Annotated in this window: 12 protein-coding genes; 9 read left to right on the forward strand and 3 right to left on the reverse strand. The window is 45.1% G+C overall.

Going from position 1 to position 12,521, the window contains the following annotated elements:
* The first annotated feature begins 17 nt into the window (after positions 1 to 17).
* The 5 genes from NCI00_RS06805 (at position 18) to NCI00_RS06825 (ending at position 6,246) form a co-directional block, all read left to right on the forward strand.
* Entirely contained in the window at positions 18 to 899 is an 882-nt protein-coding gene (locus tag NCI00_RS06805) for a class I SAM-dependent methyltransferase (RefSeq protein ID WP_253526229.1), read from the forward strand.
* Positions 900 to 1,076: 177 nt separating this feature from the next.
* The gene (locus tag NCI00_RS06810) at positions 1,077 to 2,294 is read left to right on the forward strand and encodes a tetratricopeptide repeat protein (protein ID WP_253526230.1); all 1,218 of its coding nucleotides are present in this window, start codon (positions 1,077 to 1,079) and stop codon (positions 2,292 to 2,294) included.
* Positions 2,295 to 2,402: 108 nt separating this feature from the next.
* Entirely contained in the window at positions 2,403 to 4,355 is a 1,953-nt protein-coding gene (gene thrS, locus NCI00_RS06815) for a threonine--tRNA ligase (RefSeq protein WP_114065728.1), read from the forward strand.
* A gap of 191 nt (positions 4,356 to 4,546) precedes the next feature.
* A complete protein-coding gene (aroB, locus tag NCI00_RS06820) occupies positions 4,547 to 5,575 on the forward strand; it encodes a 3-dehydroquinate synthase (RefSeq protein WP_253526231.1) in 1,029 nt (342 codons plus the stop codon).
* 101 nt (positions 5,576 to 5,676) lie between these two features.
* Entirely contained in the window at positions 5,677 to 6,246 is a 570-nt protein-coding gene (locus NCI00_RS06825) for a DUF4136 domain-containing protein (protein WP_114065726.1), read from the forward strand.
* 87 nt (positions 6,247 to 6,333) lie between these two features.
* Here the strand turns inward: NCI00_RS06825 and NCI00_RS06830 are convergent, their stop codons facing one another.
* The gene (locus tag NCI00_RS06830; RefSeq protein WP_114065725.1) at positions 6,334 to 6,714 is read right to left on the reverse strand and encodes a co-chaperone GroES; all 381 of its coding nucleotides are present in this window, start codon (positions 6,712 to 6,714) and stop codon (positions 6,334 to 6,336) included.
* A gap of 76 nt (positions 6,715 to 6,790) precedes the next feature.
* Positions 6,791 to 7,339 (reverse strand): tetratricopeptide repeat protein, encoded by a 549-nt coding sequence (locus NCI00_RS06835; protein ID WP_253526232.1) that lies wholly within the window; start codon positions 7,337 to 7,339, stop codon positions 6,791 to 6,793.
* Between the two features lie 166 nt (positions 7,340 to 7,505).
* On the opposite strand from NCI00_RS06835, the gene NCI00_RS06840 reads away from it, so the two are divergent.
* Both NCI00_RS06840 and NCI00_RS06845 read left to right on the forward strand, forming a co-directional pair.
* The gene (locus NCI00_RS06840; protein WP_253526234.1) at positions 7,506 to 8,693 is read left to right on the forward strand and encodes an acyl-CoA dehydrogenase family protein; all 1,188 of its coding nucleotides are present in this window, start codon (positions 7,506 to 7,508) and stop codon (positions 8,691 to 8,693) included.
* Positions 8,694 to 8,756: 63 nt separating this feature from the next.
* Positions 8,757 to 10,418 (forward strand): ArnT family glycosyltransferase, encoded by a 1,662-nt coding sequence (locus NCI00_RS06845; protein WP_253526236.1) that lies wholly within the window; start codon positions 8,757 to 8,759, stop codon positions 10,416 to 10,418.
* 69 nt (positions 10,419 to 10,487) lie between these two features.
* Here NCI00_RS06845 and NCI00_RS06850 read toward each other — a convergent pair whose 3' ends face one another.
* Positions 10,488 to 10,940 (reverse strand): NUDIX domain-containing protein, encoded by a 453-nt coding sequence (locus NCI00_RS06850; RefSeq protein ID WP_253526238.1) that lies wholly within the window; start codon positions 10,938 to 10,940, stop codon positions 10,488 to 10,490.
* Positions 10,941 to 11,207: 267 nt separating this feature from the next.
* Here NCI00_RS06850 and NCI00_RS06855 point away from each other — a divergent pair, with 267 nt between their 5' ends.
* Both NCI00_RS06855 and NCI00_RS06860 read left to right on the forward strand, forming a co-directional pair.
* A complete protein-coding gene (locus NCI00_RS06855) occupies positions 11,208 to 11,660 on the forward strand; it encodes a hypothetical protein (RefSeq protein ID WP_253526239.1) in 453 nt (150 codons plus the stop codon).
* A gap of 110 nt (positions 11,661 to 11,770) precedes the next feature.
* Entirely contained in the window at positions 11,771 to 12,496 is a 726-nt protein-coding gene (locus tag NCI00_RS06860) for a hypothetical protein (RefSeq protein ID WP_166557357.1), read from the forward strand.
* Positions 12,497 to 12,521 lie beyond the last annotated feature (25 nt).

The raw sequence follows: 12,521 nt of genomic DNA on the forward strand, positions 1-12,521 counted from the left end.
TTCGCCTTAACGCACAAATGCAACTTCTCACTCCTCTCCACTGGCAAGATTACGAACTGATTGATAGCGGTAATTTCGAAAAATTAGAACGATTTGGTGACTATATACTAGCGCGTCCTGAGCCTCAGGCTATTTGGGATAAATCTCTTTCCGACGCTGATTGGAAAAAAAAGGCCCACGCTACTTTTGTGCGTGATAAGCAGGCTACCGAACGCGGCGAGTGGCAATTAACAAAAGGGATGCCCGAAAAATGGTGGATAAACTACCGACATGCGGGGCTGTCGTTGCGCCTAAAATGCTCGCTTACTTCCTTCAAGCACGTGGGGATTTTCCCTGAACAGGCCGTTAACTGGGATTATTTAGACCAAAAACTCCGCGCGCTGCCCGTCGAGAAACCTGCCGTTTTAAATCTTTTTGCGTACACAGGGGCAGCGTCGGTGGCAGCCCGACAAGCAGGGGCTGACGTAACACACGTTGATTCAATTAAACCAGTTGTCACGTGGGCGCGGGAGAATATGGAGGCAAGCGACGCCGACAATATCCGATGGATGGTAGAAGATGCTTTTAAATTTGTTCAGCGTGAAGTGCGTCGTGGAAAAAAATACAATTGCATCATTCTCGACCCACCTGCTTATGGCCGTGGGCCTGCGGGTGAAAAGTGGATTTTGGAGGAGCAATTGAATGAGCTACTCAAATCCTGTGCTGAGTTGTTGGACCCTGTTCACCATGTATTTATTCTAAATTTGTATTCGTTGGGCTTTTCGGCTTTGATGGCCGAAAATTTGGTGCTGGACCGATTTGGTAAAATGACGAATGCCCAATGCGGTGAACTCTACCTTGCCGACCACAAACAACGCAAACTTCCCCTGGGTATTTTTTATCGTTTCGCTTCCGTTTAAGCGGTGGTTAATCGTGCATTTCCCCAAAACTTTCCCGTACTTTGCATCAATGAGTGAGTCAACGGTCAGGATGATGTGCCGTTGTAACTTGCTGATTTTAATAATGCATTCATTGTCAGGTGTTTTTGAAGTAATAAAATGACTTTTTTAAAAACATCAATAACAGTACAGAGCAACTTGAAAGCCCTAACGTATATAGTAAGTATTTGTTTGGCAATGTGGCTGGGCGGGTGCAGCAGCGACGAACGTCAGAGCACCCGTATTCCTCCGCTCCCTTCCGACGATGCTCTTAAACGGGCGGAAGTCGGCGTTGAGTACCTGAGTGCCATCATTCGACGTAGTCCGCGTAACGCTCTAAATTACCACAAAAGAGCCGAGTTGTACATCGTCCTTAAGGATTTTCCTGCGGCTTTGACGGACATAAATGACGCCCTTGAAATCAGCCCCAGTAATGGGCTTTTTCTGCTCACTAAAGCCCGAATTTTGCGGCAAATTAAGCGCTATGACGAAGCGCTGGCGGCGGCGCGGCAGGCAGAAGTGTTGCAACAAGATACGCCCGAGTTGTATATTTTATTGGGAGATTTGACCCAACAAAAAAAGCAATACCGTCAGGCAAAGTTGTATTTATCTAAAGCCTTGCAAATGGCTCCTTACGAAGGAGAAGCCTATTTTTATAATGGACTTTTGGATGCTCGTCAGGGAGATACCCTGTCGGGGATTGCGCTGATGCAGCGGGCGGTGGAATTAAAACCGCGCTTTGTGCCTGCATATGTGGAGCTGACCAACATCCATACCCGTTTGCACGATTACATTCAGGCAAAAGACATCAACGACCAGGGCTTGCGTTATTTTCCCAAAGAGTCGATGCTTTATTATTCGCGTGGGGTAATGTACCACAGTCAAAAACGGCTAGACAGTGCGCTGATTGCGTATCGGGCGGCCATTAAATTTGACTCAACCAATTACGCGGCTGATTTTCAGGCCGGTACTATTTATTTGAAGTGGAACAGTTTGCCGTTGGCCATTAAAAGCTTTGAGAAAGTTTTGCGCTATAACCCCAAATATCCGCAGATTAATTTTTTGCTGGGAAGTGCTTACGACAAACATGGGAACATCGAAGGGGCCATTGAACAATATACGCTGGCTACGCAAATAGATGCGGCTGATTGGCGTTCGCGCGGGCGTCTTTACCGGGCGCAACAGCGAAAATATTACCTTGACACCTACGGTACCCTACCGCCAGCTTCTCCCGAAATAACTTCTGATGCTGATAATGAGAAGGATGTTTCTCCAATTGCCCCCGAGCGTGAAAGGGTTCAGGTCAATATTCTAACTCCCCGACTTGAATTGAAAACGAAAAGTGATACCGTTCGAAGCTTGAAAATCAGGCAATAGTTGGCAGTAACGTTTAAAACAACCATTTTTGCAGAAAATTTATCAACGATTCATGCTAGTTTGTAATAGCAGATGTTGATGAAGCGTGACTAAACATAACTAATTAACATGAGTAACATTAAAATCACCCTACCTGATGGCAGTGTGCGCGAGTACCCTCAAGGCTCGTCAAGTATGGACATTGCGCTGAGTATCAGCGAAGGACTAGCGCGAAATGTATTGGCGGCTAAAGTCAATGGACAGGTGTGGGATGCCACCCGACCCATTGATACGGATGCCAATCTTCAACTCTTGACTTGGAACGATACCGATGGAAAAGCTACTTTTTGGCATTCCTCCGCGCACTTATTGGCCGAGGCCATTGAAGCGTTGTATCCGGGTACAAAATTTGGCATCGGACCTGCCATCGAGACGGGTTTTTATTACGACATTGATTTGGGTGGTAAGCCTTTTTCGCAGGAAGATTTTAAAAAAGTAGAAGATAAAATGCTTGAGCTTGCGCGCCAGAAGAGCGAGTACAAGCGAACATCGGTAAGTAAAGCCGATGCCATTGAATATTTTACCGAAAAAGCGGATGAATACAAGCTTGAACTGATTGATGGACTGGAAGATGGTCAAATTACGTTCTATTCGCAGGGTAATTTTACGGACTTATGCCGGGGGCCGCACATCCCCAATACGGGATTTATTAAGGCCATCAAAATTATGAATGTGGCAGGAGCCTACTGGCGCGGTGACGAAAAACGCCCCATGCTCACGCGGGTATATGCCGTGACGTTTCCAAAACAGAAAGAACTGGACGACTATTTGCACGTACTGGAAGAAGCAAAACGTCGCGACCACCGCAAGCTCGGCAAAGAGCTGGAATTGTTTACTTTTTCTGAAAAGGTAGGCGCTGGTTTGCCGCTTTGGCTGCCAAAAGGCGCTTTGCTGCGCGAACGACTCGAAAGCTTTTTGCGTCGAGCGCAGGTACGTGCGGGGTATTCGCCCGTGGTGACGCCCCACATCGGTAGCAAACAATTGTACGTAACCTCAGGACACTGGGAAAAATACGGTAAAGATTCCTTCCAGCCGATTCATACCCCCGAAGAAGGGGAGGAGTTCATGCTTAAACCCATGAATTGCCCTCACCACTGCGAAATCTACAAAGCACGTCCACGGTCGTATCGTGAATTGCCGTTGCGTTTGGCCGAATTTGGCACGGTGTACCGTTACGAACAAAGCGGAGAGCTTCACGGGCTGACCCGGGTACGTGGTTTTACGCAAGACGACGCCCACATTTTCTGCCGTAACGACCAAGTGAAAGACGAATTCAAACGCGTTATTGATTTGGTTCAGTATGTGTTTCGGTCGTTGGGATTTGAGAATTACAGTGCGCAAATATCGCTCCGCGACCCCGCAAAACCCGAGAAATATTTCGGAACAGACGAAGACTGGAACCGCGCCGAATCGGCAATTATTGAAGCCTCGGCCGAAAAGGGGTTAAATACCGTTACCGAACTAGGAGAAGCCGCCTTTTATGGGCCCAAACTCGACTTTATGGTTCGGGATGCCCTCGGCCGTAAGTGGCAATTGGGGACGATTCAGGTGGATTACCAACTGCCGCAACGATTTGACCTTGAATACATGGGCAGCGATGGTACCAAACACCGCCCCGTGATGATTCACCGCGCGCCGTTTGGTTCATTGGAGCGCTTCATCGCGATTCTGATTGAAAACACCGCGGGAAATTTTCCCTTGTGGCTTTCGCCTGACCAAATTGCGGTATTGCCAATCTCCGAAAAATACATGGATTACGCCAATGACATCTTCCTTCAATTGCAGGAGGCCGACGTACGCGGGTATGTTGACCACCGTGACGAAAAAATTGGTCGTAAAATCCGTGATGCGGAAGTTCATAAATTGCCTTACATGTTGATTGTGGGCGACAAAGAACAGGCCGAAGGAACCATCTCTGTACGTCGCAAGGGCCATCCAGATATGGGCTCCATGAAGTTGGAAGACTTTGTGACCTATTTCAAAACCGAAATACAGAGCGGTATTGCCACGTTTGGCGCTTGATTTTGTTTCAAATAGTACATTAACCATAACAAACAATCCCGCGCTGTACAGTGCGGGATTGTTTGTTAAATATAGCGTCCAAAACAGGTTTTTATGTCAAACAACATATTTTGGAATAACTCCAAAGAATATCCTAAGCACGTTATTACCGTAAAAGTTTTACATTTGAATTTCTAATTTAACACGCACGTATGTCTGTAACCATCGCTCCAATTCAGGAAGGACTCGCGGCTTTTTTAGCGACCAAAGAGTATTCAAAATATGTGGTCATTGCCGATGTCAACACCCGTAAACACTGTTATCCTCGCCTAAAACCGTATTTGCCAAAGCACCATCTCATCGTTGTTCCAGCGGGTGAACAACATAAAAACCTAACCACCTGCGAACAAATATGGAGTGAGATGACGCGCTTGGAACTAGACCGTCACGCGGTCGTATTTAATCTCGGTGGCGGCGTAATCGGTGACATGGGCGGGTTTTGTGCGGCTACCTATAAACGGGGAATTGATTTTGTGCAGATTCCTACCACCCTGCTTTCTCAGGTGGATGCCAGTGTGGGCGGGAAGCTAGGAATAGACTTTCAGGGATTTAAAAACCACTTGGGCGTTTTTACCCAGCCAAAAAATGTTTTAATCGACGCATCCTTTTTGCAATCCTTATCGTATATCGAACTAAGGTCTGGATTTGCCGAGATTGTGAAGCACTGTTTGATTGCCGATGCGGCTAAGTGGGAAGAAATTCGCAAAAAAGATTTTGAGGAACAGAATTGGCCCGATCTGATTGCGCATTCTGTCGAAATCAAGAAAAAAGTGGTGGCCGAAGATCCAACGGAGAAAGGCTTACGCAAGATTTTGAATTTCGGGCACACCATTGGGCACGCGGTAGAAACTTATTTTCTCAATAAGCCCCCCAAAGAGCGCCTCCTGCACGGAGAAGCCATTGCGGCAGGGATGATAATGGAGGCTTACGTGGCGTACCGAAAAAAAATGATTGATTTACAAACATTAGAACAGATTGAGGAGTTTATATTCTCGGTATACGGCAAAGTAGCGTTGCAAATGTCGGATGTGGCTACGGTGATTCAGTTGGCGCAGCAGGATAAAAAGAACAAAGGTGGGGAGTTGCGTTTTTCATTGCTGACGGGTGTGGGAAGATGTGGGTTTGATATTAAAGTAACCCCGGTTGAAATTCAGCAGGCCATCGCGTATTACGTAGGATAATTTATAATTGCTAAGATTTACAATAAATAATTTGCTTTTGTAGAAAATTTCGTATTTTTATCCAAACAAAAATGGTATAACACCAAACTCTAACATCCATCATGAAGCTTGCTAAACTTTTACCTTTTGTGTGCGTCGTTGTGTGGGCGGCGGGTTGCAATACCAATCGTCGAATTTTTGTGGAGCACGATTACAGTTATGAAACTAACTTTAAAGCCTACAGCACATACGCCTTTTTGGAATGTGAACGTGATACGGGTAACGTATGTACTGAAGTATACAATGCCATCCACCGACAAATGCAGGCACGCGGTTATCGCCTCAGTACAAGTAAGCCCACGCTTCTGGTAAACTACGGAATTTTCTACGACAACTTACGCTATCAGGGATACATGCAGCCCGTTATCAAAAACTGGGTTGATACCGAAGATGACTCCTTTAAATACGAGCCGATTCGCTACTCATTGGACAAAGGAACGATTATTATTTCTCTGATAGACGCCGACACCGATCAGGTGGTTTGGAGAGGTTATGCCGCGGGTATTTTCAAAAATCCCAATGCTGCTAACAGCTACTATCGAAACGTAGTTCGGTCTATTTTTGATCAATATCCGCTCTTTGCTTCTGGCTATGACCCCCGTGGTGGCGGCCCTCAAGAAAGCGGAAGATAAAAATTACATCCCCATATTCATCAAAATAGTAATTCCCTGCGTTAATTTTATCAAAATCAACGCAGGGAATTTTTTTATTGCCCCATTCTAATTGAACAAATCTTCGATGCGTTCGAGCATCAGGATGGCTGATTGAGGAACGATGACGTATTTCTCGTCTCCGTACATGACGTCGATGGCGTTGCGTTGCAGGTAAATGGCCACATCGCCTTCCTGCGCTTGTAGCGGCATGTATTTTACCTTTTCCTCAGTTTCTTTCCAAGGCTCGTCTTCAGTAGGAGCAGGAATTGGAAATCCAGGCCCTACTTTGATGACATACCCAGTCTGTACTTGTTCTTTTTCGGTAACAGTAGGAGGGAGATACAACCCCGTTGGCGTTTGGTCTACGGGATTTTTGGGTTTAATCAGAACGCGGTCGCCTACCACGATGAGGCGTTTAAGCTTATTGTCTGAGGTTACTTCTAACATGTTTTAAATGATTACTGATGATAAACCTTAGGGTTCGCCATCCTTTAACGCAAACTTTTGAAAAAAAGTTGAGGAATTAAAGAATCACTTTGCGACGGAAGGGGGGCTGACTGAGTACGTAAGCCGCGTTTTCATCACCGAGTTCAACGGCTTTGGACAAGTCTTTTTCGGCTTGCGAAAGCTGATGTAATTTCATACGAGCAAGGGCGCGCCAACGGAGCGCTTGTGGTTCTTCTCCGCGCGAAAACCAAACGGCTTTATCGAACGATAAAAAAGCGGTTTCATATTCTAGCAATTGAAAATGGGCCATTCCTTTTTGCAAATGCACTTCTGACAGCGTATTATCAAAACTCAGGGCTTCGGCAAAATCGTATAGGGCAGAGTAGATATTTTGTTCTTTGAGGTTACATTGACCGCGATAGGCGTAAGCGATGGCTGATTTGCGGTACTCCTTAATTTTTTGGTTAAAATAATCGTGTGCTTTGGTATATTCCCCGTTGTTGAATAGTTCAATACCTTCGGCTAAGCGTTTTCGCTCTTTTTCGGCAGGCGTATCGTGGTCGGTAAGATAATACCGAAGTACGAGGTAAGGAATCAGTAAAAAAATCAGCAAAAACGTTTCCACGATGTTTGGGCGGTAATCGGTGGTAGCTAAAGTTACAGTTTCATAACGTTTTGACTGAGACTTTGGTTACAGGTTTCGACGAATTTTGTGAAATTAGGCAGATTTTGTGGTAATTTTGGGCATCGTACCTACGTAATAACATTTACCGATTTACTGTCCAAAAATCATGAGTACTACTTTATCAACATCAACTCGACAAACCGATTTTTATCAACTAGATGATTTGCTGACCGAAGAGCATAAGATGGTTCGGGATGCGGTTCAGCAAATGATTAACCGCGATGTGCGGCCCATCATCGAAGAGTATGCTCAAAGGGCGGAGTTTCCCGCTCATTTGATTCAAAAGTTTGCCGAAATTGGCGCCTTTGGCCCTACTCTGCCGATTGAATACGGCGGTGGTGGACTTGATTATATTTCGTATGGTTTAATGACGCAAGAAATCGAACGCTGTGATTCGGGAATGCGCTCAACCGTGTCGGTGCAAAGTTCGCTCGTGATGTGGCCAATCTATGCCTACGGCTCGGAGGAACAGCGCCAGAAATACCTGCCCAAATTGGCATCGGGTGAAATGGTGGGTTGTTTTGGCCTGACCGAACCCAATCATGGCTCAAATCCAGGAGGAATGTTGACCTCCTTTAAGGATGCAGGCGACCACGTGGTGCTGAATGGCTCAAAATTGTGGATTACTAACTCCCCCGTGGCCGATATTGCGGTAGTATGGGCCAAAAACGAACAGGGACGGATTCGCGGCTTGATTGTTGAAAAGGGAATGGAAGGCTTTTCGGCGCCCGAAATTCACAACAAATGGTCGCTTCGGGCGAGTGTTACGGGAGAACTGGTATTTGATAATGTGAAGGTACCCAAAGAAAATATTTTGCCCAACATCGAAGGTTTGCGTGGTCCGCTTGGCTGCCTCGACAATGCCCGCTATGGCATCGCGTGGGGTGCTATTGGCGCGGCTATTGACTGCTATGAAACGGCATTGAAGTATTCGTTAGAACGTGAACAATTTGGCCGACCCATTGCAGGGTTTCAATTACAGCAGAAAAAGTTGGCCGAAATGTTGACCGAAATCACCAAAGCGCAACTATTGACTTGGCGACTAGGAACCCTCAAAAACGACGGGAAAGCCACCACCGCCCAGATTTCAATGGCCAAACGCAACAATGTCGACATGGCACTGCACATTGCGCGCGAAGCCCGACAAATGCTCGGAGGAATGGGCATCACGGGCGACTATCCCATTATGCGTCACATGATGAACCTTGAGTCGGTCATTACCTACGAAGGCACACACGACATACATTTGTTGATTTTAGGACACGAAATTACGGGGATTCAAGCCTTTAAATAAGGCGCCAAAATAGATTTGAACATTAGTCATGATCGGCAATGCGTTGCCGTTTAAACCCACTTTATGCGTTGGAATAATAAGTATTTGCCCTTTTTAGGACTCATTGTGGTCTATATTATCGGAGCCGTAAAGATTGATATTATGGATATTGATGCGGCCCAATATGCCTCCATTGGCCGCGAAATGGCCGATAATGGTCAGTTTTTGGAAGTTCAATTTCGGGGGAAAGATTATTATTTGGACAAGCCGCCGTTGCTTTTTTGGCTTTCGGCCCTTGTGTTTAAGGTGATTGGCATCTCAAATTTTTCTTATCGCCTGATTCCGATTCTTTCCACGCTATTGGGCATGTACGCCCTGTATCGGTTTTGTAAATTATACTATTCGGAGCGTACGGCTTATATTGCCGCGTTGGTGATGGGAAGCTGTCAGGCATTCTTTCTGATGAACCATGATGTACGCTGCGATACGTTGCTCACCAACTGCGTTATGGTTTCCATTTGGCAAGTAGCTGAATACGTTAAAAACCTAAATTGGAAACACTTCGTGACTGGTTTTGTCTTTGCTGGACTGGCAATGTTGGCCAAAGGGCCCATCAGTTTGATTGTGATTGGAGCCGCATTTTTCGTTGATTTTGCCTTAAAACGACAGTGGAAACAGCTCTTTGATTGGCGTTGGTTGCTGGGTCTACCCATTATCGGGTTGGTTTTGCTGCCATATTGCATCGGGCTTTATCGTCAGTACGGTTCAGATGGACTTTATTTCTATTTTTGGGAACAAAGTTTTGGACGGATTACGGGCGAGAGCGAGTGGGACAACAGTCCCGGCCTTTTTTTTCAATCGCATAATTTTCTTTGGAGTTTTTTGCCGTGGGTTTTGGCATTTATACCTGGCCTTGTGACGAGGGTGCGGGACATCATCAAGCAACGATTTTTACTTCTAGTGGCCGACGAAGCGATTTCGGTAGGAGGTTTTGTCTTGCCATTTATGGCACTCTCTACGGCTCAATACCAATTGCCGCATTATACATTTGTGGTATTTCCGTTGGCGGCCGTATTGACCGCCCGTTTTTTGGATAAACTCATTGAGCATCCCGAAACCGCGTCTTTTCGCTGGACCCGCCTTGGGTTAATCGTGACTTCGTGCGTGATGCTTATTGCCATCGTTGGACTTTGTTTTTGGGCGTTTCCGTTGCAAAATATCCCTTTGTTGATTGTCGCGGTATTGTTTTTGGTTCTGATTGTGCGCTTATACAGTGGTAAGCGGCCCGGCTTTTCTCAATTGGTTTTTGCTCCTTTTCTGACGGGCCTTGGCATCAATCTGCTGATGAACGCGCATTTTTATCCAAGCTTATTGAAATATCAGGCTGGGTCGGTGATTGGGCAGAAAGTAGCCGAAGATTATGCCGCAAATGTTCCGGACTTTTATATTTATGAATTGGCACCTGCCGATGAATACAATATTTTTCACAGTGCCTTGGATTATTATACCCAACGTACTACGCCCGTTTTGCGCTCTCTAAACGAAGTAAAACAGCATTTTAAGCCTAAAGGTACCCTTATTTACACCGATGAGCAAGGCTTGAAATCGCTAAATACGGCAGGACTTCGGTTTAAAGAAGTGCATAAGGTCCAAAATTTCCACGTTACGGGGTTAACATTGCCCTTTTTGAATCCTGCCTTACGCGCCACCGAAACTCACCCTCGGTATTTGTTGATGGCCGATTGAAAAAGAAGCCTACCGTGATAAATAAATTTGCACGAAGCAGTCTCTTAATTAAGGGACTGCTTCATTGTTTTAGCGAATAAAAACCTGACTTGTTTGATTTAGGGCATCTCGCAACCAATGCGGATTCATCATGGCAAGGTTATCGGGAAGTTGGTCAGTTTTGAAAAATTGAAGTTCTAACGTCTCCTCTCTTGAAAAGTCTTTACTTATCATTTCCGTCAATTGGGCTTCAAAGTAAGTCGTCACGTATTGGACTGACCTGTCAGGGTAATGGTACGTTTGAGACGTGGGAGCTGAATAAACCCCAATTAAGCGTTTGATGTGTGCTTCTCTATTTGTTTCTTCCCTGATTTCTCGTAGAATGGCACTTTCGACTGTTTCGCCAAATTCAACATGTCCCGATATAACACCCCATTGGCCGACATCTCTTCGTCTTTGAAGCAGAATCTCTCCTTGCTCGTTAAATATTGCGGCTGCCACGGCGGGAAATAGGGTTTGTTTTTTTTCAACGGTTGGATTCATAGCATCTTTTTTGAAAATAGAACGCTAAAAAATGGGTTTGGATATATTACTCAAAAATATCAATAGTGGCAAGCCTCCCTGTTATTTCCCCAAATAACCCCAATTTGGTTTCCACGTAGCTGCTTGACCATACCCCGGCACGAAGTTTTAATGCTTTTAAAGTAAATCTAATTAGGTGCTTCTATCGGTTCAAAAATAACCCATTGAATAAAAGAGTTTTTTGATACTAGTAAGGCCTTTTTGTAAAAGTAAATTATTTATTCAAATATGAAAATCTTAGATATTTTAAGTCTATTGATGCTCAGCGTTTTAGTAGCTTGCACGACCCAAGGCAGTGAAGGCACGGCGGCTAACAATGAAGGGATTGAGATGACTTCAAACTGTTATATGTATACCAGTAAAAAAGATACCATTCAGATGAACCTGCTTCGGCTGGGAAATAAGGTAAGCGGTGATTTGGCTTATAAATTGTATGAAAAAGACCCCAATCAAGGCACAATTGAGGGGGAGGTAAGGGGAGATACCCTACTCGTTAATTATATTTTTAATTCAGAAGGTACAAACTCAGTTCGGCAAATAGTATTTCTCAAACAAGGCGATAATTGGGTGGAGGGCTATGGGGATATTGAAGTAACTGATGAAAAAGTGAACTTTAAAAACCCAAAAGCGTTAAATTTTAATAGTACCTTAATTTTAAAAAAAGCAACTTGCGGGAAATAAAAAGTGGCTTTTCTTAAGTACTTTCGTCAAAAGAAAAAAGTCGTTTTAAGTGTGTATTGGCACAATTAACGCAAAATGCTATCGTTGAATTACAAAATTTCAAATCAAGTATGGTTCGTTTTTGGGGATTAGTGATTGTTATATCAGGGTTGGCAATGGGGGCTGCCCAGGCGCAGGATTACGACCGATTTTCGATAAATATTGCGGGGGGCAAAAGCCTTTCTGTGCGCGAGTTGGCTACCAAAGTCTTTGGAAGAACAAGAGGAGGTGAGCTTGCCGACGATGGCATCGGTGCTCAGTTGGTGTTGGCATATTATCCCACCCGCCGATTGGGGTTGGCTACCCGTTTTTCATACAATCAAAACCGAACCCGCGAGGAAGGAATAAAATTGATTGCCTCAGCAAACTATGGAGTAGAAAACCCCGTGGTTGAATCTACCGAAGGTTGGAATGCCACGAGTGCCATGATTGGCCCTTCTCTGCGATTGGGGGGGCGAAGATTGGGCTTGGAAGGGCGCTTGCTGGTGGGTTACGCCGTGGTCAACAGCCCAATGTTTGTGACTACAGGGTCCTACCAAAAATACAATATAACGGTAAGTACCCAAACGCAAAACTCAGCTGATTGGGCGTATGGGGCAGGGGCAACGCTTAATATTGGCCTCATTGGCGGCCTTTCGATGGTGGTCAATACCGATGCTACTTTAATCAGCACAACTTTTAGAAACGTTAGTAATCAAATCACCACGGCGGGCTTTCCTACTGTTAATCAGCTCGTTGATATTGAGCAGCACGTAGGCGTTCTCAATGTGACGGGCGGTCTGCGATTTGCTTTCTGATTTTTTTAAATCATTTTTGTTTTAC

It is taken from the genome of Runella salmonicolor (genome assembly GCF_024158025.1).
GTDB lineage: Bacteria > Bacteroidota > Bacteroidia > Cytophagales > Spirosomataceae > Runella > Runella salmonicolor.

Coding starts and splice junctions, on each gene's coding strand:
- NCI00_RS06805 (WP_253526229.1), top strand. CDS start 18: ATGCAACTTCTCACTCCTCTCCACTGGCAAGATTACGAACTGATTGAT.
- thrS (WP_114065728.1), top strand. CDS start 2,403: ATGAGTAACATTAAAATCACCCTACCTGATGGCAGTGTGCGCGAGTAC.
- aroB (WP_253526231.1), top strand. CDS start 4,547: ATGTCTGTAACCATCGCTCCAATTCAGGAAGGACTCGCGGCTTTTTTA.
- NCI00_RS06825 (WP_114065726.1), top strand. CDS start 5,677: ATGAAGCTTGCTAAACTTTTACCTTTTGTGTGCGTCGTTGTGTGGGCG.
- NCI00_RS06830 (WP_114065725.1), bottom strand. CDS start 6,714: ATGTTAGAAGTAACCTCAGACAATAAGCTTAAACGCCTCATCGTGGTA.
- NCI00_RS06840 (WP_253526234.1), top strand. CDS start 7,506: ATGAGTACTACTTTATCAACATCAACTCGACAAACCGATTTTTATCAA.
- NCI00_RS06845 (WP_253526236.1), top strand. CDS start 8,757: ATGCGTTGGAATAATAAGTATTTGCCCTTTTTAGGACTCATTGTGGTC.
- NCI00_RS06850 (WP_253526238.1), bottom strand. CDS start 10,940: ATGAATCCAACCGTTGAAAAAAAACAAACCCTATTTCCCGCCGTGGCA.
- NCI00_RS06855 (WP_253526239.1), top strand. CDS start 11,208: ATGAAAATCTTAGATATTTTAAGTCTATTGATGCTCAGCGTTTTAGTA.
- NCI00_RS06860 (WP_166557357.1), top strand. CDS start 11,771: ATGGTTCGTTTTTGGGGATTAGTGATTGTTATATCAGGGTTGGCAATG.